Genomic DNA, 16,827 nt, shown 5'->3' with positions numbered 1-16,827 from the left:
GAGGCCATGGACGCAGCGATCATCGAGGAATATGCGCAGAAGCTCCGGGCCGCCGGCGCGGGGGCGACGCTGGTGCTGTTCACCCGCGGCGGGCACGAGTTGCCGGCTCATGACATCCGGACCGCCCGCGATCTCGTCTACCTGACGCACGATGGCGGCGAGACCGTCGTCCTGCGGTCGGAGGTCGTGGGAATTCGGTTCCGCGGCGCCGGGGGCGGGGTGGGGAAGATGGGATTCTAGCCGGCAAGGCGGGCGGCTGACCCGATCCCCTAGGCTCCGATCGTCCTTCGGCTAGAGATCGTCCCAGCGCGGCAGGCCGTGCTTGGCCGCGACGCGCCGGATCCAGAAAGCCATTACGAGGCCGTAGAGGATCGCCGTGACCACAGCCTGGAGGGTTAGGCCGGCCAGGCTTCTGTCGCTGTTAAACGCGACGGTGAGTGCCCCGAACAGGATGCCGAAGGGGACGCCATAGACGACCGTGTTGAGCCAGAACCCGGCGAACAGCGGTGGCGGCACGGCGATGCCGATCCGCCGCAGCAGACCGTTGAGGGGTAGGCCGTAACGCTTCAGGCCCTTCGACTCGAGAAGCGCCATTCCCCTTTTGAACTTGCCGTCGAAGTCCATGCGATCCCCCTGTTCCAGCCCTTTCCCCGATTGTGCAGGGACGGGGCCTCGAGTTCCAGGGGAGACGCAGCCTTGATCCGGCGGCGCGGTTGGCCCAGTTATCGGTCGTCCCCGCTGCGAGATCACCCATGGATTACGAACCCCGGCTGCGCAACCACGGCCTGCCGCACGACCCGTTCAAGGCGCTGGTGGTGCCGCGGCCGATCGGGTGGATCAGCACGGTCAGCCCTGACGGCGTGGTCAACCTGGCGCCCTACAGCTTCTTCAACGCCGTGGCCGACCGGCCGCCGATGGTGATGTTCGCGCCGAGCGGGCCGAAGGATTCCCAGGCCAATGCCGAGGCGACCGGCGAGTTCGTGGCCAGCCTCGCCACCTGGGATCTGCGCGAGCAGATGAACACCACCTCGGCCTCGGTCGGACCGGAGGTCAGCGAGCCCGAGCTGGCCGGGCTGGCGATGGCGCCGTCGCGGCTGGTGAAGCCGCCGCGGGTGGCGGCGGCCGCCGCGGCGCTGGAATGCCGTTGGGTCAAGTCGGTGCCGCTGACCACCGCAGCCGGCGAGACTGTGCCGGGTGCGATCGTGATCGGCGAGGTGGTGTCGATCCATATCGACGAGTCGGTGATCGTCGACGGCCGCATCGACCTGTCGTCGCGGCGCGCGATCTCGCGGCTCGGCTACATGGATTACGGCGTGCTCGACACTGTGTTCAGCATGCAACGCCCGCGCTGACAGTCGATCCGGACGGGAACCCGAAGGGGCGCCGTTCCGTTCCGTTCGCCGAGAGTTCGCCTTGCTCGTGGCGGGCCGTGAGGGAAGGGGGATGGGATGAGTGTCCGCACCGGGTTCCGGGGAGCCTCGGTTTCCGCCGTGATCGGCGTCATGGTGCTGCCGGCCGTCGTGGCCGCCCAGGATGTGCCGGCCGAGCCGAAGCGGCCGGCGATCATCACCTCGACGCCGCAGGCGCCGCGGCCGCTGGAAGAGGACACGGGCGCTTTCATCAGCTTCGGCCTCGAGAACGACGTCTTCGCCAACACCGACCGCGGCTACACCAATGGTTTCCGCTTCGCCTATACCAGCTCGGAGACCGGAACGCCGGACTGGCTCGCCGATGCGGCCCGCGCCTTCCCGCTGTTCCCCGACGCCGCGCCGATCCGGTCGACACTGTCCTTCGGCCAGAACCTGTACACGCCGAAGGACATCTCGCTGCGCGACCCGGACCCGAACGACCGGCCCTATGCCGCCTGGCTCTATGGCGGCGCGGCGGTGCTGGCGGATTCCGGCGACCGGCTCGATCGGCTCGAGCTGCAGATCGGCGTCGTCGGGCCCTATGCGATCGGCGAGCAGGTGCAGAACACGGTGCACAGCATCATCGGTTCGAAGAAGGCCCGCGGCTGGGACCACCAGCTGCACAACGAGCCCGGCGTGCTCCTGAGCTACGAGCGCACGTGGCGAAGTCTCTACGCCGCCGCGCCGCTGGGCATCGGCTTCGACCTGTCGCCCTATGTCGGCGCCACGGTCGGCAACGTGCTGACCCAGGCCTCGGTCGGCGCCACGGCCCGGCTCGGCTTCGACCTGCCGGCCGATTACGGGCCGCCGCGGATCCGGCCCAGCGTGCCGGGATCGGACTTCTTCATCCCGACCAGCGGCTTCAGCTGGTACCTGTTCGCCAGCGTCGAGGGCCGGGCGGTGGCCCGCAACATCTTCCTAGACGGCAACACCTTCGAGGACAGCCCCCACGTCACCAAGAACCCGCTGGTCGGCGACCTGCAACTCGGCATCGCGGTCCAGATCAACGACCTCCGGATCGCCTACACCCATGTGTACCGGACGCAGGAGTTCGAGGAGCAGAAGGATCATTTCAGCCAGTATGGGGCGTTCACCCTGTCTTGGCGGTTCTGACACAATCAGCCGAGCGCCGCCCAGGCCTTGGCGATCCGTGCGCCGACCCGGGCGTTGTGCTCGACCAGTGCGATGTTGGCGATGAGGCTGCGGCCTTTGGTCAGGGCGACGATCCGGGCCAGCAGATAGGGCGTGACGGCCTTGCCGGCGATGCCCTCGCGGTCGGTATCGGCCAGGGCACTGGCGATGACGGCGTCGATCTCCGCCTCCGGCATTGCATGCGCTTCCGGGATCGGGTTGGCGATCACCGCTCCGGCCGGGAATCCCAGCGCCGCCTGGGCGGCGAGCAGGGCGGCCACCTCATCCGGCGTGTCGCGGCGCAGCGCCAGCGTCAGGCCGCTCGACCGGGAGAAGAAGGCGGGCAGGGTGTCGGTGCCGTAGCCGATCACCGGCACGCCGCGGGTCTCCAGATATTCCAGCGTCTTCGGCAGGTCGAGGATCGACTTGGCGCCGGCGCAGACCACCGCCACCGGCGTGCGTGCCAACTCTTCGAGGTCGGCAGAGATGTCGAAACTGGTCTCGGCGCCACGATGGACCCCGCCGATGCCGCCGGTGGCGAACACCCGGATGCCGGCGAGATGGGCCGCAATCATGGTCGCGGCCACGGTGGTGGCGCCGAGCCCGCCCGAGGCCAGGATCGCCCCCATGTCACGGCGCGACAGCTTGGCCACGTCTTTCGAGGTCGCCAGCCGTTCCAGCAGCGCATCGTCGAGGCCGACATGAATCCGGCCGTCGGCCACAGCGATGGTCGCCGGCACCGCGGCCTCCTCGCGGATGATCGCCTCGACCCGGCGCGCCATCTCCAGATTCTGCGGGTAGGGCATGCCATGCGAGATGATGGTGCTCTCCAGCGCCACCACCGGGCGCCCTGCGGCCAGGGCGGCGGAGACCTCGGGGGCGATCGACAGCAGGCTGTTCATCAGGATCCTCACGCGACAATCAGGGCGCGCCGGCGCAGCGCGTCGGCGGTCAGGGTTGCGGGCACGGCGGTCGGCGCCTCGAGCGCCAGGGCTGCGGCGGCACGGCCGAGCCGGGCGGCCTCGGCCAGCGGCAAGCCGGTGACCAGGCCGTAGAGCGTTCCCGCTGCGGCGGCGTCGCCGGCGCCGGTGACGTCGACGATCCCGGCCGGGCAGGCGGCGACCGTGGCTTCGCCCGCCGCATCGGCGATCAGCGCGCCGGCGGCGCCGCGGTTCAGTACGACACGGCTGACCCCTTCGGCGCGCAGCCGGCGCAGGGCTTCCCAGGCCGTCGCCTCGTCGGTGATCAGCTGGCCGGTGATCGCCTCGGCCTCGTCGCGGTTCAGGCACAGCAGGTCGATGCGGCCCAGCAGGCTCCGCAGCTTCTCGGATTTCGGCGAGGAGACGGCGTCGACCGCCACCAGGACCGGCCGGCCCGGATGGGACAGCACCGCGGCCAGCCCCTCGGCCGGCAGATTGGCGTCGACGAACCACGCGGAAGCCGGCCGCGCCGCCGCCAGGGCCGGGGCGAGGGTCTCGCGCCCGATCTCGTCATAGATGCCCATATCGGCGATCGCGACCGCCATCTCGCCGCCCGGCTCCAGCACCGCGGTGTAGCTGGCGGTGCCGCTGGTCTCCGACCGGCCGATCAGGGACAGGTCGAGGCCCAGCCGCGCCATTTCCGCCAGAATCCGCTCGGCCGAAGGATCATGCCCCATGCGGCTGACCAGGCCGACCGGCAGGCCCAGCCGAGCCAAGGTCTCGGCCACGTTGCGGGCGACGCCGCCCAGGCTGGTGCGGATCGTCACCGGGTTCGAGGTGCCCAGGCGTACGGCGCGATGGGCGCGGGCCTGGCGGTCGATATGGGCGGCGCCGAAGCACCAGACGGGCAGGGACATGCGGTCTCTCTCACGAACGGGCCGCACCCTGCGTCCGCCGCCGGCGAAAGGCAAGATCCGGGCTTGCGCGGCGCCGCGGCAGCCGGCAGCATCCCGGCGATGCGACGCCTCGTCCTCCTGATCGCCCTGCTGCTCGGTTTCGCCGTCCCCGCCCTGGCCCAGGACCAAGCGGCGCCGGCCGGCACCTATCGCGGGCAGGTCACCTCGGGCGGCGTGCTGGCTCCGTCGATGCTGACCTTCCTGCCGGAGCGGCGCGGCGGTTGCTACCATGTGATCGATTCCACCGCCGGCCCCTATGACGGCCAGCTCAGCGACGGCGAATCCCTGGGCGGCGGCCTCTATCGCTTCACCTGGAGCGACAAGTTCGGCGCCGGCACCGTGACCTTCGCCTTCAAGGACGGCGGGTCTGGGTTCAGCGGCAAATGGTACTTCGCCGACCGCTTCGCCGGCGTCTGGATGGGCAAGCGGGCCGAGGGCGATGACCTCCCATGCAAGCCGATCCCGGTGGCGTCGCTGGACTGAAGGGGGCGGGGGTCAGATGGTCACAGCACTGCGCAGGTCGGTCTGGGCAAAATCGTCGCCTTTGTAAAGCAGCGGCAATCCCCTGACCTTCGCGAGCGCGTAGCTGAAGACATCGCCGAAATTGAGCTGCGCCGGATGGCCGCTGCCCCGCCCGAAGGCGATGAAGGCGGAATGGGCGGCATCCATTTCCGGCACCCCGGGGGCGGCGAATTCGAACGGCGGCAAGCGCAGGAGATCGTCCAGGAAGGTGACGGCCCTCGGCCCGCGACGTCCAAAGGCCACCATTCGGGCCTCGACCACCGACACCGTGCTGATCAACGCCCGGTCGGCGCGCCGAATCGCGTCGACGAAAGCCTGACGCTCCGGCTCGGCGAAGGCGATGGCAACGACCGCCGACGTATCGACCGCGATCACTTCGGGAGCCCCTGGTCATCCCAGCCCAGCGGATCGAAAGCGTCAGGGCGATCGGGAATTCGATCCAACTGGGCCAGCAGGGCCTCGAAGCGATCGGTGTCGGCGGAAATCCCGATCTCTTCGGCAAGGCGGTCGACAGCGCGTTCGACCAGAGCCGTCTTGGTCAAGCCGGTTGCCCGGGCCAGCCGTTCCACCTTCTCCACCACGGCAGGATTGGCGATCTGAAGGGCCATGGGAAAGTCCCGAATGTTGATCTAAATACTATCAATATACATCACGAATTATGGACCTCCAACAAGTTGCGGGCCAGATTTGAACCGCAGGTCTGGCCCCGACCCGGTTGCCGCCCTATCGTCGATACCATGCTGACGCCACGCCCAGACCAGTGGATCCGAGTCCAGCCGGAGGGCCTGCTGGTGGTGCCCGGCGGCTTCCATGTCGACCCGGTGCGGCCGGTCGAGCGGGCGCTGGTCACCCATGGCCATTCCGACCATGCCCGGCCCAACAACCGTGCGGTGCTGGCGACGGCGGAGACGCTGGCGATCATGCGCGCCCGCTACGGCGAGGAGGCCGGTCACAGCCTGCAGCCGGTGGCGCTGGACGAGACCCAGCGGATCGGCGAGGTCGACGTCACCTTCGTGCCGGCCGGCCATGTGCTGGGCTCGGCCCAGATCGTGCTGGAGCATGCCGGCAGCCGGGTGGTGCTGTCCGGCGACTACAAGCGCCGGCCGGACCAGACCTGCCTGCCGTTCCAGCCGGTGGTCTGCGACGTCTTCGTCACCGAGGCGACCTTCGGCCTGCCGGTGTTCCGCCACCCGCCGGACCGGGAGGAGATCGGCAAGCTGCTGCACTCGATCGCCCTGTTCCCGGAGCGGGCGCATCTGGTCGGCGTCTATGCCCTCGGCAAGGCCCAGCGGGTGATACGCCTGCTGCGCCAGGCCGGATGGGACCGGCCGATCTACATCCATGGCGCGCTGCAGGCGTTGTGCGACCTCTACGAATCGATGGGCGTGCCGCTCGGGCCGCTGCTGCCGGCCACCGAGGCGTCGAAGGCCGAACTCGCCGGGCAGATCGTGCTGGCGCCGCCCTCGGCGAGCGCCGACCGCTGGTCGCGCCGTCTGCCGGACCCCGTGGTTGCCGCCGCCTCGGGCTGGATGCGGGTGCGCCAGCGCGCCCGGCAGGGCGGGGTCGAGCTGCCGCTGGTGATTTCCGACCACGCCGATTGGGACGAGCTCTGCGCCACGATCGATGAAGTGGAGGCCGGCGAGGTCTGGGTCACTCATGGCCGGGAGGAGGCGCTGATCCACCAGGTCCGCAAATCCGGCCGCGCCGCCCGGGCCCTGGCGCTGATCGGCTTCGAGGAGGATGACAGCGCATGAAGGCGTTCGCCGCGCTGATCGAGGGGCTGGTGTACATGCCGTCGCGCAACGGCAAGCTCCGGCTGCTGGCCGATTATTTCGAGCACACGCCGGACCCGGACCGCGGCTGGGCCCTGGCGGCGCTGACCGGCAGCCTGACCTTCGCCGCCGCTAAGGCCTCGACCATCCGCAACCTGGCGGTCGAGCGGGTCGACGAGGCGCTGTTCGGCTGGTCCTACGACTTCGTCGGCGACCTGGCCGAGACCGTGGCCCTGATCTGGCCGCAGAAGCCGGGCGCCAACCGCGAGCCGACCATCACCGAGGTGGTCGAGGAGCTGCGCGCCACCTCGCGCGCCGCGGCACCGCTGCTGATAGAGCGTTGGCTCGACGCATTGGCGGCCTCGGAGCGATTCGCCCTGCTGAAGCTCATCACCGGGGCACTGCGGATCGGCGTCTCGGCGCGGCTGGCCAAGGTGGCGCTGGCGGAATGGGGCCGCCAGCCGGTCGACGACATCGAGGAGCTGTGGCACGCGCTGGAGCCGCCCTATGAGGAATTGTTCGTCTGGCTGTCGGGGCAGGGGCCGAAGCCGGAGATCGGCGACCGCGCCACCTTCCGTCCGCTGATGCTGGCGCATCCGCTGGAGGCCGAGGACATCGCCGGGCTGGATCCCGCCGCCTATCGGGCGGAGTGGAAATGGGACGGCATCCGGGTGCAGGTGGTCGGCCGCGGCGACCGGCCGCCGCGGATCTATTCGCGCAGCGGTGACGACGTCACCGGCGCCTTCCCGGACCTGGCCGACACCATCGGCTTCCACGCCGTGCTGGACGGTGAACTGCTGGTGGCGCGGGACGGGATGGTGGCGCCGTTCAACGACCTGCAGCAGCGGCTGAACCGCAAGGCGATCTCGGCCCGGATGATGGAGGAGTACCCGGCCTGGGTGCGGCTCTACGACATCCTGCTCGAAGGCGAGGAGGATCTGCGGCCGCTGCCCCTCGACGCCCGCCGGCTGCGGCTGGAGTCCTGGATCGCGCGGGAGCGGCCCGCGCGCATGGACCTGTCGCCGATGATCCCGTTCGAGAGCTGGGAGGAGCTGGCCACGCTGCGCGACGGCGCCCGGGCTCAGGCGATCGAGGGGCTGATGCTGAAGCGCGGCGACAGCGACTATGTCGCCGGCCGGCCGAAGGGTCCCTGGTTCAAGTGGAAACGCGGCGCGCTGACCCTCGACACCGTGCTGATGTACGCCCAGCGCGGCCATGGCAAGCGCTCCTCCTTCTACTCCGACTACACCTTCGGCACTTGGCGAACGGAGCTGGAGGGCGAGCGCCTCGTGCCCGTCGGCAAGGCCTATTTCGGCTTCACCGACGAGGAGCTGGCGCAGCTCGACCGTTGGGTGCGCAACCATACGGTCAAGCGCTTCGGGCCGGTGCGCGAGGTCGAGCCGCGACTGGTGCTGGAGGTGGCCTTCGACAGCGTTCACCGTTCTACCCGTCACAAATCCGGAGTCGCGATGCGATTCCCCCGGATCCACCGCATCCGCTGGGACAAGCCGGCGGCCGAGGCCGATCGGCTGGAGACGCTGGAGCGAATGATCGTCGAGTAATACTTCGATTTAACAGCACCTTCACTTGACAGTGAATTTTATGCACATTGATCGCGTATTAAGCGTTGACAGTCACGGGCCACTGCGCGAGGGTCGGCAGCAAGAGCGGCTTCTCATGAAGGCCGTCGAGCACTTGATGCCAGCAGACGAGTCGCGCCCTGCGAAGGGCGAGGAGCCGCGCGCTTTCTTCGGAGGGACGCGGCAAGGACACGGAAGGATGACGTGTTGGCAAGCTGCACCGGACTGCCCCTCCCGACCTCGGATCACCCGGCCGGGCGATGGCGGAACTGACGGCGCGGCCGTCCCGTTCTCCCGTCGCTTCCGTCATTGCCCGGCGCCACGCGCCGTTTCCGCAGAGGTCCATCATGGTTCGTTCCGAAGCGTTCACGATCGAGGTCGCGGGCGAGGCGGTCGGCATTGTCGTCGCCCAGAAGCGCGGCTTCCGTTTCTACGCTTCCGATTCCCGGTTCCAGCATCTCGAGGGACAGGATTTCCGCACCGTCCCTGACGCCGAGCGCGCCGCCCGTGAACTCGGGCGCACCACGTCCCTGCCGCGGGCTGCGGGCATTGCCAGCTGAGCCCTGCTTCGGCTGGGCGCGCCAAACGCTTCGCTGCTGATGTCATTGCCGGGCTTGACCCGGCACTCCAGAGAATCACGACAGCATCCCGGATGCCCGGATCAAGTCCGGGCATGATGGTCGGAGCTGTCGTGTCTGGGTGAAATACCTTGAGGTGCTGGTGCTGCCGCTGAGGATTGAACTCAGGACCTCTCCCTTACCAAGGGAGTGCTCTACCACTGAGCTACGGCAGCCCGCCCTTCAAGGCGGCGCGGAAACTGCCATAGGGTCGGGGGTGGTGCAAGGGCTTTTCCGAGGGTTGCGTCGATTACCTCCATTCAGCATCGCCAGCCGCTCTGCTCCGGTTGCGTAACGGCGTCGCATCGGCCATACCAAAGCCGAAATGACCGATCAGCGTCGACCACAGACAGCGAAGCCCGGCACCGGGTCGCGCCAGGAGCGCGAGGCGGCGGCGCTGCGCGCCAATCTGGCGCGGCGCAAGGCGCAGAGCCGGGGGCGGGCGGCGGTCGAGGACGAGACGAGCGTGCAGGACAGGGAGTCCGGCCGCGACGATGAGGCGAGGGGCTAGGCCGTGACGATCATGTCCGATATCTGGATCCGCGAGCGGGCGCTCCAGGACAAGATGATCGACCCCTTCGTCGAGCGGCAGAAGCGCGAGGGCACGATCTCCTACGGCCTGTCGAGCTATGGCTACGACGCCCGCGTCTCGGACGAGTTCCTGGTCTTCACCAATGTCGACAGCGCCCTGGTCGATCCGAAGAACTTCGACCCGAAGAGCTTCGTCGAGCGCAAGGGTCCAGTCTGCATCATCCCGCCGAACAGCTTCGCCCTGGCCCGGACGGTCGAGTATTTCCGCATCCCGCGCGACGTGCTGACGATCTGCCTCGGCAAGTCGACCTATGCCCGCTGCGGCATCATCGTCAACGTCACGCCGCTGGAGCCGGAATGGGAGGGGCATGTGACGCTGGAGTTCTCCAACACCACGCCGCTGCCGGCCAAGATCTACGCCCATGAGGGCGCCTGCCAGTTCCTGTTCCTCAAGGGCGACCAGCCCTGCGAGGTGTCCTATGCCGACCGGGCCGGCAAATACATGGGCCAGCGCGGCGTCACCCTGCCGAAGCTGTAGCGTCATCTCATACCGGGGCCCGGGGAGCCAAGATGGACAAGATTCGTATCCGGGGCGGGCGGCCCCTGCACGGCCGGCTTCCGATCAGCGGGGCGAAGAATGCGGCCCTGCCGCTGATGGCGGCGGCGCTGCTGTCGGACGAGACCCTGACCCTGACCAACCTGCCGCATCTGGTCGACATCTCCACCCTGGCGACGCTGCTGGCCCAGCACGGCGTCGAGATCGCGCTGAACGGCGCCGATTCCGACGGCGCACAGGGCCGGGTGATCGAGCTGACGGCCCGCCGCATCCGCAGCACCACCGCGCCCTACGACCTGGTGCGGAAGATGCGCGCCAGCGTGCTGGTGCTGGGGCCGCTGGTGGCGCGCGAGGGCCACGCTAAGGTGTCGCTGCCGGGCGGCTGCGCCATCGGCAGCCGGCCGGTCGACCTGCACATCATGGGGCTGGAGCAGCTCGGCGCCGAGATCGAGGTGACCGAGGGCTACATCAACGCCCGCGCCCCGAACGGGCTGCAGGGCAGCCGCATCGTCTTCCCGAAGGTCTCGGTCGGCGCCACCGAGAACCTGATGATGGCGGCATCGCTGGCCCGCGGCGAGACCGTGCTGGTCAACGCTGCGCGCGAGCCTGAGATCGTCGACCTTGCCGCCTGTCTCACCGCCATGGGCGCCGAGATCGAGGGTGCGGGGACCGACACCATCCGGATCCAGGGCCGCGAGCGGCTGCACCGGGCGACCCACCGCATCGTCGCCGACCGGATCGAGACCGGCACCTATGTCATGGCCGCGGCCGCGGCCGGCGGCGAGGTCGAGCTGGTCGGCACCAGCCTGCATCTGATCGAGGCGGCCGCCGACGTGCTGCGCGGCGCCGGGGTCGAGTTCGAGCCGACAGCCGACGGCTTCAAGGTCCGCCGCAGCGGCGACCTGGTCGGCGTCGACGTGATGACCGAGCCCTATCCCGGCTTCCCGACCGACCTGCAGGCCCAGATGATGGGGTTGATGACGGTGGCCAAAGGCGCCTCGATGATCACCGAGACGATCTTCGAGAACCGCTTCATGCATGTGCCGGAGCTGGCGCGGATGGGCGCCAACGTCACCGTGCACGGCGCCTCGGCCCTGGTGCGCGGCGTGCCGAAGCTGACCGGCGCCCCGGTGATGGCGACCGACCTGCGCGCCAGCGTCTCGCTGGTCATCGCCGGGCTGGTGGCCCAGGGCGAGACGGTGCTGAACCGGGTCTACCACCTCGACCGCGGCTATGAGCGGCTGGAGGAGAAGCTGGCCGGCTGCGGCGCCGACATCACCCGGCTGAAGAGCGACTGAGATGGCGCCCGACACGACCGTTCCCCTGCGCCTGCGGGCCCGAGATGCGGATGACCTCGCGGTCCTGTCCGCGGCGCTGCAGGATGCGATCGTGCCGGTGCACGACATCACCTTCCTGCGGCCCGAGCGCTGCTTCGTCATGGCGCTGAACCGCTTCTGCTGGGAGCAGCCGGCGCAGCTGGTCGACGGCCAGGAATTCTGGCAGCGCACCCTGTGCGGCGTGCGTGTCCAGGGCGTCGATGCGGTGCAGAGCCGGAAGCTGGACCTGAACGACCGGGCGCGGATGCTGGACCTGCTGGCGGTGACGGCGGAGGAGGGCGGCATCCTCCTCACCTTCGCCGGCGACGTGACGCTGCGCCTGGCCGGTGACGGCATCGACGTGATGCTGGAGGACCGCGGCGAGCCCTGGCCGACGCCGCAGAAGCCGCAGCATCCGGACTGAGCGGGCGAGCGACTCCGAGCCGGCTTCCCGCTGCACTGCATTCCTGATAAATTTGCCGGGCATATCCTGGTAAGATCCGCCTATGTCTGGTCGGACGGACATTTCACCAGAATTAATTATGATGGCCGCGATGTGTGGAGACGATCGGTCATTTTGATGACATCGATGGGCCAGTCGCCAGATTTAAGTTTCATTTTACTTGGAGAGGCATGCCATGGCTGGCGTTTATGATCTCAGCGGGGTCACCTTGGGGCCGCTTGAGAGCGGGGCGATTATTGATTATGAGGCTTATTTGGTATATCCGGATCCTCCCTACTATCAAGTCGCACAGTTGGTGTATTTGGCGAACGCTCCGCCCCATAATATTGAAACCAATATAATAGGGACCGTGGGAGACGACAAAATTTATGGATATGATCTTGCGCTTAATGCTCAATTAGATTCAATTTACATTGCGGATGACAGATTCTGGGGATTCGGCGGCGACGACCTGTTGTCAGGGGCCGCCGGCAATGACGTCCTCTATGGCCAGGCCGGCGGCGACACGCTGGTGGGCGGCGACGGAGACGACTGGCTGATCGGCGGCACGGGGGCCGATGTGCTGAACGGCGGTGCCGGCACCGACACGGCGAACTACGCCGAGGCGGGCGCGGGCGTGACCCTCAGCCTCCTGGCCGGTATCGGGACCGGCGGCGACGCGGCCGGGGACAGCCTGGTCAGCGTCGAGCATGTCATCGGCTCGGCTTTCGACGACCTGATCAAGGGCAGTGCCGGTGCCGATGGGCTGTGGGGGATGGCCGGGGCGGACCGGCTTTATGGCGGTGACGGCGCCGACACGCTGGTCGGCGGTGAAGGCAACGATTATCTCACCGGCGGAACCGGGGCTGACGTGCTGTCGGGCGGCAACGGCGTCGATGTCGCGCTGTACGATTCGGCAACCGCTTCGGTGAAGGTCAGCTTCGCCGCCGGCGCGGGCTCGGCGGGCGACGCCGCCGGCGACACCTACAACAACGTCGAGAACGTGGTCGGCTCGGCCTTCAACGACACGCTCACCGGCAGCGCCGGCGCCAATGCGCTGTGGGGAATGAACGGGGCCGACGTCCTGACCGGGGGCGGCGGGGCCGATGCGCTGAAGGGCGGCCTCGGGGCCGATCGCTTCGCGTACAGTGCAGCGGCGGACAGCACCGCCGCGGCGCGCGACAGCATCAACGACTTCTCGCATGCCGAGGGCGACCGCATCGACCTCGCCGCGATCGATGCCGACGGCAACGGCGCCAACGGGAACACCGCCTTCAGCTTCCTCGGCGCCGGGGCTTTCACCGGGGCAGGGCACGAGCTGCGGGTCACTTCCGCCGCCGGCGTCCAGTTCGTTCAGGCGGATCTGAACGGCGACAAGGTGACGGACATGGTGATCGGCGTGGTCAGCACCACCGGCCTGGTCGTTGGCGACTTCATGCTGTAACGCCACCCGGCGCATCCTAGTCCAGCCCGCCCTGGGCGCGGAAGTGGCCGCGGATGCGCTGGGTCAGCTCGACGAAGCGCGGGTCGCCCATGATGTCGAGCGACCGCGGCTTCGGCAGCGGCACGTCGTAGATCGCGGCGATCGACCCGGGCCGCTCGGTCATCACCAGCACCCGGTCGGCCAGGAACACTGCCTCCGGGATCGAATGGGTAATCAAGAGGATGGTCTTGCGGGTCTCGCGCTGGATCCGCTGCAGCTCGACATTCATCCGTTCGCGCGTCATGGCGTCGAGCGCGCCGAAGGGCTCGTCCATCAGGATGATCGACGGGTCGGTCACCAGGGCCCGGCACAGCGACACCCGCTGCTGCATGCCGCCGGAGAGCTGCCAGGGCAGCTTGGTCTCGAATCCTTCCAGCCCGACCATGCGCAGCAGCTGACGGGCACGCTCCAGATGCGCGGCGCGGGGCAGGTGCTTGACCTCCACCGGCATCATGACGTTGGCCAGCACGTTGCGCCACGGCAGCAGCAGCGCGTTCTGGAACACGATGCCGGCGTCGCCATGCGGCCGGTCGACCGTGCGGCCGCCGAGGCGGATCCGGCCGGTGCTGGGCGGCAGCAGGCCGGCGATCATGCGCAGGAGCGTGGACTTGCCGCAGCCGGACGGGCCGACCAGCACCAGGAACTCGCCCTCGTCGATGGTGAAGTCCAGCGGCGCCAGCGACGGCACCTCGCCGTCGCGGCTGCGATAGGTCTTCGACACGCCCTCGACGGCGATGACGGCGGGCGGCGCCGCCTCCGCCGTCTCGACCAACTGCAGCCGCGCCTTTCCCATGCCCCTGCTCACTTCGGCAGGAAGTCGTTGGTGTAGAAGGCCTTCGGGTCGGGCGCCGCGTCGGCGGCGACGCCGCCGTATTCGACCAGCAGCTTCACGGTCTCGGCCATGTTGGCGTCGGTGACGCGGAACGGCCGCTGGCCCTGGGTTTCCTCGGTCCGGTACAGCGGGATGGTGCGCTCGAAGCCCTCCTGCAGCGTCTCCGGCTTGCCGGCCTTGGGCAGGGCGGCCAGGGTCGCCGCGGTGGCTTCGGCCGGCGCCTTCTCGGCCGCCTCGACCGCCTGGGTCGTCGCGGCCATGAAGCGGCGGACCAGATCGGGGTTCTCGGTCAGCAGATCCTTCTGCACGACGATGCCTGAGGACACCATGTTGACCCCGTAATCGGCGAACAGGATCGGGGTGACGTCCTTGCCCGTCGCGTCCTTGATCTTCATGCTCTGGTCCATCGAATAGCCCAGCAGCAGGTCGGCTTGGCCGTTGATCACGGCGTTCAGCTTGGTCTGGGCATCGCCCGAGACGGTGCGGAAGTCGCTTTCCTTCAGCCCCACCTTCTGCAGGAAGAAGGGCCAGATCTGCGACAGCGAATCGCCGGGCGTGGTGGCGACGGTCTTGCCCTTGATGTCCTCCGGCTTGCGGATGCCCTTGTCGGTGAAGCCCATCACCGACATCGGGCTCTTCTGCAGCAGCACGCCGACCGAGACCAGCGGCGCGCCCTTGGCTGCGGCCTTGATCATGGTCGGCACGTCGAAATAGCCGAAGCCGACGGTGCCGGCGGCCACCGCCTGGGCGGTCATGGCCGAACCGCGGCCCTCCTGGATCTCCAGGGCGATGCCCTGGTCGGCATAGAAGCCCTTGGCCTTGCCGTAGAAGAACGGCGTGTGCTCGCCATAGACGTACCAGTTCAGCATCAGCACGACCTTGTCGGCCGCCTGGGCCGAGCCGGCCGCGAGCAGGATGCCGACGGCGATCAGCAGGCTCCGGATCATCTTGGTCCTCCCCCTATGATTGGTTGCGCCGCCTCAGGCGGCGAGGATCAGCTCCCGGCGCCGGCTGGCGTGCCAGGGAATGACCAGGCGCTCGACGACATCGACCAGCCAGAACAGCACCACGCCGAGCAGCGCCAGGATCACCAGCGCCGCGAACATGGTCGGCAGCTCGAAATTGCCGATCGAGCGCTGCAGCACGAAGCCGATGCCGGAATTGGCGCCGACGAACTCGCCGACCACCGCGCCGACCACCGCCAGCGTCACCGAGACCTTGAGGCCGGAGAAGATCGCCGGCATCGCCGCGGGCAGCCCGACCATGCGGAACACCTGCCAGCGGCTGGCGGCCATGGCCCGGGCCAGGTCGAGCGTGTCGGGGTCGAGCGACTTGAAGCCCTGCACAGCCGAGACCACCACCGGGAACACGCCGAGCAGGAAGGCCGAGATCACCTTGGGCTCGAGCCCGAAGCCGAACCAGACGACGAAGAGCGGCGCGATCGCCACCTTCGGGATCGATTGCGAGAACACCAGCAGCGGGTAGACATAGGCCTCGACCGTGCGGGAGCCTGCGATCAGCATCGCCGTCGGGATGCCGATGGCGGCGGAGAGCAGGAAGCCCAGTACCGTCGCCACGGTGGTCGGCACCGATTGCGCCAGCAGCTCCGGCCCGTCACGCCACAGGGTGACGATCACGTCCCAGGGCGCCGGCACCTGGTAGGGCGGCAGGCGGAACACCCGGATCGCCAGGTCCCACAGCACGATGATGATCACGAGCAGGATAAGCGGCCGGACCCAGCCGGCCTGCAACAGACCAACAGCGCGGTCGCGGGCGCTTCGCGATCCCATCGGCGTCTCCCGGTCTCCGGGCTTCGATCGGCCCGGCAGAAATTAACCCGTTGGTTAAATCCTGCTGTGGCGCGGGGCAGGGGTCAAGAGGGGGAAGTGCGTTCGGCGGTCACCGTTGCCTTCCTGTTCGGGACGGACCCGGTCATTCCCGGGCCGTCATTCCCGCGAAAGCGGGACTCTCTATCCAGAAGGCGTGACGAGATCCCACTTTCGCGGGGATGACGAGGTTTTGAAGAGGCCGTTCGCGCGCAGACGCGCGCAGCCCCWCCCCCCAGCCCCCTCCCGCAAGGGGAGGGGGAGAGTGGAAGGCTGGGCGGGCTGGTGATCGGTGCTGGAGGGCCGGCGGCGATCAGCTGCCGTCGGGCGCGTGCTCCGGGCTGTCCGGCTCGTCCTCCGGGTCGTCGTCGTCCTCGTCCGGTTCTTCCACCCAGGGCGTCCCGTCCAGCCGGGTGCGGGTGTCGTTGTCGAACCAGTAGAACGGGCCGCCCATGATGGACTGCTTGCGCGAATAGCGGGCGTAGTCCCGTCCGGTGCGTGGCCAGAAGCGCAGGCCGTGCTCGTCATTCACGCTGTCATCCTTGGCCGGCGCCTGGGCCTTGGCATCCGGGTCGGCCATCAGGATGAATTCGGGCTGGACGTCCATGTCGCGGCAGAGCCGGAGGATGATCTCCTCGATCGGATGGTCGGCCAAAGCGAGGGCGGCGTCGATGTCCGGCTTCTCGAGCAGCCGCCCCCACATCTCGGTGGTGGCGAGCAGCCGCTCGCTCGAGTCGAAATTGGGGTCGGTGGCGATCGAACTGGTGACGATCCGCGCCACCTGGCGCCGGCGCCGCGCCTTCTCCTCGATCGGAGCGCGGGCTTCGGCGGCGGCCTGGTCCGCCGCCTCGCGGTGGCGGCGGGCGAAATGGGCCTTGAGCGCCAGGGCGTGGCGGACGCCGCGGCCGACGCGGTCGAGCGAGAGCTCCAGATC

Annotated in this window: 21 protein-coding genes and 1 tRNA gene; 12 read left to right on the top strand and 10 right to left on the bottom strand. The window is 68.7% G+C overall.

The features are described from left to right. The first annotated feature begins 6 nt into the window (after positions 1 to 6). Positions 7 to 240, top strand: a complete 234-nt coding sequence (locus tag AB4Z01_RS29775; RefSeq protein ID WP_441699770.1) for a hypothetical protein — start codon at positions 7 to 9, stop codon at positions 238 to 240. 51 nt (positions 241 to 291) lie between these two features. Here the strand turns inward: AB4Z01_RS29775 and AB4Z01_RS29770 are convergent, their stop codons facing one another. Beyond that, on the bottom strand, positions 292 to 624 hold the full coding sequence (locus tag AB4Z01_RS29770) for a DUF6404 family protein (RefSeq protein WP_441699768.1): 333 nt from the start codon (positions 622 to 624) through the stop codon (positions 292 to 294). Between the two features lie 128 nt (positions 625 to 752). On the opposite strand from AB4Z01_RS29770, the gene AB4Z01_RS29765 reads away from it, so the two are divergent. Both AB4Z01_RS29765 and AB4Z01_RS29760 read left to right on the top strand, forming a co-directional pair. Next, positions 753 to 1,352, top strand: a complete 600-nt coding sequence (locus AB4Z01_RS29765) for a flavin reductase family protein (protein WP_441699766.1) — start codon at positions 753 to 755, stop codon at positions 1,350 to 1,352. Between the two features lie 96 nt (positions 1,353 to 1,448). After that, the gene (locus tag AB4Z01_RS29760) at positions 1,449 to 2,522 is read left to right on the top strand and encodes a lipid A deacylase LpxR family protein (protein WP_441699764.1); all 1,074 of its coding nucleotides are present in this window, start codon (positions 1,449 to 1,451) and stop codon (positions 2,520 to 2,522) included. 5 nt (positions 2,523 to 2,527) lie between these two features. Here AB4Z01_RS29760 and AB4Z01_RS29755 read toward each other — a convergent pair whose 3' ends face one another. Together AB4Z01_RS29755 and AB4Z01_RS29750 are read right to left on the bottom strand one after the other, a co-directional pair. Continuing rightward, positions 2,528 to 3,442: a pseudouridine-5'-phosphate glycosidase gene (locus tag AB4Z01_RS29755; RefSeq protein ID WP_441699763.1), complete on the bottom strand. Its 915-nt coding sequence runs from the start codon at positions 3,440 to 3,442 to the stop codon at positions 2,528 to 2,530. A gap of 8 nt (positions 3,443 to 3,450) precedes the next feature. Further along, a complete protein-coding gene (locus tag AB4Z01_RS29750) occupies positions 3,451 to 4,377 on the bottom strand; it encodes a PfkB family carbohydrate kinase (protein ID WP_441699761.1) in 927 nt (308 codons plus the stop codon). A 99-nt stretch (positions 4,378 to 4,476) separates the two neighbouring features. On the opposite strand from AB4Z01_RS29750, the gene AB4Z01_RS29745 reads away from it, so the two are divergent. Beyond that, positions 4,477 to 4,899, top strand: coding sequence for a hypothetical protein (locus AB4Z01_RS29745; RefSeq protein ID WP_441699760.1), 423 nt, complete (start codon positions 4,477 to 4,479; stop codon positions 4,897 to 4,899). Between the two features lie 12 nt (positions 4,900 to 4,911). Here AB4Z01_RS29745 and AB4Z01_RS29740 read toward each other — a convergent pair whose 3' ends face one another. Continuing rightward, complete coding sequence (locus tag AB4Z01_RS29740) at positions 4,912 to 5,313, bottom strand: type II toxin-antitoxin system VapC family toxin (RefSeq protein WP_441699759.1); 402 nt, start codon at positions 5,311 to 5,313, stop codon at positions 4,912 to 4,914. Further along, positions 5,310 to 5,546 carry a type II toxin-antitoxin system VapB family antitoxin gene (locus AB4Z01_RS29735; RefSeq protein ID WP_441699758.1) on the bottom strand — a complete coding sequence of 79 codons (237 nt, stop codon included), beginning with the start codon at positions 5,544 to 5,546 and terminating at the stop codon, positions 5,310 to 5,312. The genes AB4Z01_RS29740 and AB4Z01_RS29735 overlap by 4 nt, the downstream gene beginning before the upstream one ends. Before the next feature lie 129 nt (positions 5,547 to 5,675). Here AB4Z01_RS29735 and AB4Z01_RS29730 point away from each other — a divergent pair, with 129 nt between their 5' ends. The 3 genes from AB4Z01_RS29730 to AB4Z01_RS29720 all read left to right on the top strand — a co-directional run bounded on the left by AB4Z01_RS29730 (position 5,676) and on the right by AB4Z01_RS29720 (position 8,850). Further along, complete coding sequence (locus AB4Z01_RS29730) at positions 5,676 to 6,692, top strand: ligase-associated DNA damage response exonuclease (RefSeq protein WP_441699757.1); 1,017 nt, start codon at positions 5,676 to 5,678, stop codon at positions 6,690 to 6,692. Continuing rightward, positions 6,689 to 8,272: a cisplatin damage response ATP-dependent DNA ligase gene (locus tag AB4Z01_RS29725; protein ID WP_441699755.1), complete on the top strand. Its 1,584-nt coding sequence runs from the start codon at positions 6,689 to 6,691 to the stop codon at positions 8,270 to 8,272. The genes AB4Z01_RS29730 and AB4Z01_RS29725 overlap by 4 nt, the downstream gene beginning before the upstream one ends. Positions 8,273 to 8,637: 365 nt before the next feature. After that, a complete protein-coding gene (locus AB4Z01_RS29720; protein WP_441699753.1) occupies positions 8,638 to 8,850 on the top strand; it encodes a hypothetical protein in 213 nt (70 codons plus the stop codon). Between the two features lie 158 nt (positions 8,851 to 9,008). Here AB4Z01_RS29720 and AB4Z01_RS29715 read toward each other — a convergent pair. Further along, positions 9,009 to 9,083, bottom strand: a tRNA-Thr gene (locus AB4Z01_RS29715). A 149-nt stretch (positions 9,084 to 9,232) separates the two neighbouring features. Between AB4Z01_RS29715 and AB4Z01_RS29710 the strand changes: the two genes are divergently transcribed. The 5 genes from AB4Z01_RS29710 (at position 9,233) to AB4Z01_RS29690 (ending at position 13,196) form a co-directional block, all read left to right on the top strand. Next, positions 9,233 to 9,418, top strand: coding sequence for a hypothetical protein (locus tag AB4Z01_RS29710; protein ID WP_441699751.1), 186 nt, complete (start codon positions 9,233 to 9,235; stop codon positions 9,416 to 9,418). Between the two features lie 12 nt (positions 9,419 to 9,430). After that, complete coding sequence (dcd, locus tag AB4Z01_RS29705; RefSeq protein ID WP_429232495.1) at positions 9,431 to 9,976, top strand: dCTP deaminase; 546 nt, start codon at positions 9,431 to 9,433, stop codon at positions 9,974 to 9,976. Between the two features lie 32 nt (positions 9,977 to 10,008). Then, positions 10,009 to 11,292, top strand: a complete 1,284-nt coding sequence (gene murA / locus AB4Z01_RS29700) for a UDP-N-acetylglucosamine 1-carboxyvinyltransferase (protein ID WP_441699750.1) — start codon at positions 10,009 to 10,011, stop codon at positions 11,290 to 11,292. Position 11,293: 1 nt separating this feature from the next. Further along, positions 11,294 to 11,734 (top strand): DUF2948 family protein, encoded by a 441-nt coding sequence (locus AB4Z01_RS29695; protein WP_441699748.1) that lies wholly within the window; start codon positions 11,294 to 11,296, stop codon positions 11,732 to 11,734. Between the two features lie 214 nt (positions 11,735 to 11,948). Then, on the top strand, positions 11,949 to 13,196 hold the full coding sequence (locus AB4Z01_RS29690) for a calcium-binding protein (RefSeq protein WP_441699747.1): 1,248 nt from the start codon (positions 11,949 to 11,951) through the stop codon (positions 13,194 to 13,196). Between the two features lie 16 nt (positions 13,197 to 13,212). On the opposite strand, the gene AB4Z01_RS29685 is transcribed toward AB4Z01_RS29690, so the two are convergent. The 4 genes from AB4Z01_RS29685 to AB4Z01_RS29670 all read right to left on the bottom strand — a co-directional run. Then, the gene (locus AB4Z01_RS29685) at positions 13,213 to 14,028 is read right to left on the bottom strand and encodes an ABC transporter ATP-binding protein (protein ID WP_441699746.1); all 816 of its coding nucleotides are present in this window, start codon (positions 14,026 to 14,028) and stop codon (positions 13,213 to 13,215) included. 8 nt (positions 14,029 to 14,036) lie between these two features. After that, positions 14,037 to 15,014 (bottom strand): ABC transporter substrate-binding protein, encoded by a 978-nt coding sequence (locus tag AB4Z01_RS29680; RefSeq protein WP_441699745.1) that lies wholly within the window; start codon positions 15,012 to 15,014, stop codon positions 14,037 to 14,039. A 33-nt stretch (positions 15,015 to 15,047) separates the two neighbouring features. Beyond that, positions 15,048 to 15,857 carry an ABC transporter permease gene (locus AB4Z01_RS29675; protein WP_441699743.1) on the bottom strand — a complete coding sequence of 270 codons (810 nt, stop codon included), beginning with the start codon at positions 15,855 to 15,857 and terminating at the stop codon, positions 15,048 to 15,050. Positions 15,858 to 16,206: 349 nt separating this feature from the next. Continuing rightward, positions 16,207 to 16,827 (bottom strand): hypothetical protein (locus AB4Z01_RS29670; protein ID WP_441699741.1); only part of this gene is annotated, 621 nt, incomplete at its 5' end.

It is taken from the genome of Inquilinus sp. YAF38, from assembly GCF_052113205.1.
Classification (GTDB): domain Bacteria; phylum Pseudomonadota; class Alphaproteobacteria; order DSM-16000; family Inquilinaceae; genus Inquilinus.
The sequence above is the reverse complement of the archived record's forward strand: the minus strand, read 5'-3'. Positions and strand labels throughout refer to the sequence as shown.

Coding starts and splice junctions, on each gene's coding strand:
- AB4Z01_RS29775 (WP_441699770.1), top strand. CDS start 7: ATGGACGCAGCGATCATCGAGGAATATGCGCAGAAGCTCCGGGCCGCC.
- AB4Z01_RS29770 (WP_441699768.1), bottom strand. CDS start 624: ATGGACTTCGACGGCAAGTTCAAAAGGGGAATGGCGCTTCTCGAGTCG.
- AB4Z01_RS29765 (WP_441699766.1), top strand. CDS start 753: ATGGATTACGAACCCCGGCTGCGCAACCACGGCCTGCCGCACGACCCG.
- AB4Z01_RS29760 (WP_441699764.1), top strand. CDS start 1,449: ATGAGTGTCCGCACCGGGTTCCGGGGAGCCTCGGTTTCCGCCGTGATC.
- AB4Z01_RS29755 (WP_441699763.1), bottom strand. CDS start 3,442: ATGAACAGCCTGCTGTCGATCGCCCCCGAGGTCTCCGCCGCCCTGGCC.
- AB4Z01_RS29750 (WP_441699761.1), bottom strand. CDS start 4,377: ATGTCCCTGCCCGTCTGGTGCTTCGGCGCCGCCCATATCGACCGCCAG.
- AB4Z01_RS29745 (WP_441699760.1), top strand. CDS start 4,477: ATGCGACGCCTCGTCCTCCTGATCGCCCTGCTGCTCGGTTTCGCCGTC.
- AB4Z01_RS29735 (WP_441699758.1), bottom strand. CDS start 5,546: ATGGCCCTTCAGATCGCCAATCCTGCCGTGGTGGAGAAGGTGGAACGG.
- AB4Z01_RS29730 (WP_441699757.1), top strand. CDS start 5,676: ATGCTGACGCCACGCCCAGACCAGTGGATCCGAGTCCAGCCGGAGGGC.
- AB4Z01_RS29725 (WP_441699755.1), top strand. CDS start 6,689: ATGAAGGCGTTCGCCGCGCTGATCGAGGGGCTGGTGTACATGCCGTCG.
- AB4Z01_RS29720 (WP_441699753.1), top strand. CDS start 8,638: ATGGTTCGTTCCGAAGCGTTCACGATCGAGGTCGCGGGCGAGGCGGTC.
- AB4Z01_RS29710 (WP_441699751.1), top strand. CDS start 9,233: ATGACCGATCAGCGTCGACCACAGACAGCGAAGCCCGGCACCGGGTCG.
- dcd (WP_429232495.1), top strand. CDS start 9,431: ATGTCCGATATCTGGATCCGCGAGCGGGCGCTCCAGGACAAGATGATC.
- murA (WP_441699750.1), top strand. CDS start 10,009: ATGGACAAGATTCGTATCCGGGGCGGGCGGCCCCTGCACGGCCGGCTT.
- AB4Z01_RS29695 (WP_441699748.1), top strand. CDS start 11,294: ATGGCGCCCGACACGACCGTTCCCCTGCGCCTGCGGGCCCGAGATGCG.
- AB4Z01_RS29690 (WP_441699747.1), top strand. CDS start 11,949: ATGGCTGGCGTTTATGATCTCAGCGGGGTCACCTTGGGGCCGCTTGAG.
- AB4Z01_RS29685 (WP_441699746.1), bottom strand. CDS start 14,028: ATGGGAAAGGCGCGGCTGCAGTTGGTCGAGACGGCGGAGGCGGCGCCG.
- AB4Z01_RS29680 (WP_441699745.1), bottom strand. CDS start 15,014: ATGATCCGGAGCCTGCTGATCGCCGTCGGCATCCTGCTCGCGGCCGGC.
- AB4Z01_RS29675 (WP_441699743.1), bottom strand. CDS start 15,857: ATGGGATCGCGAAGCGCCCGCGACCGCGCTGTTGGTCTGTTGCAGGCC.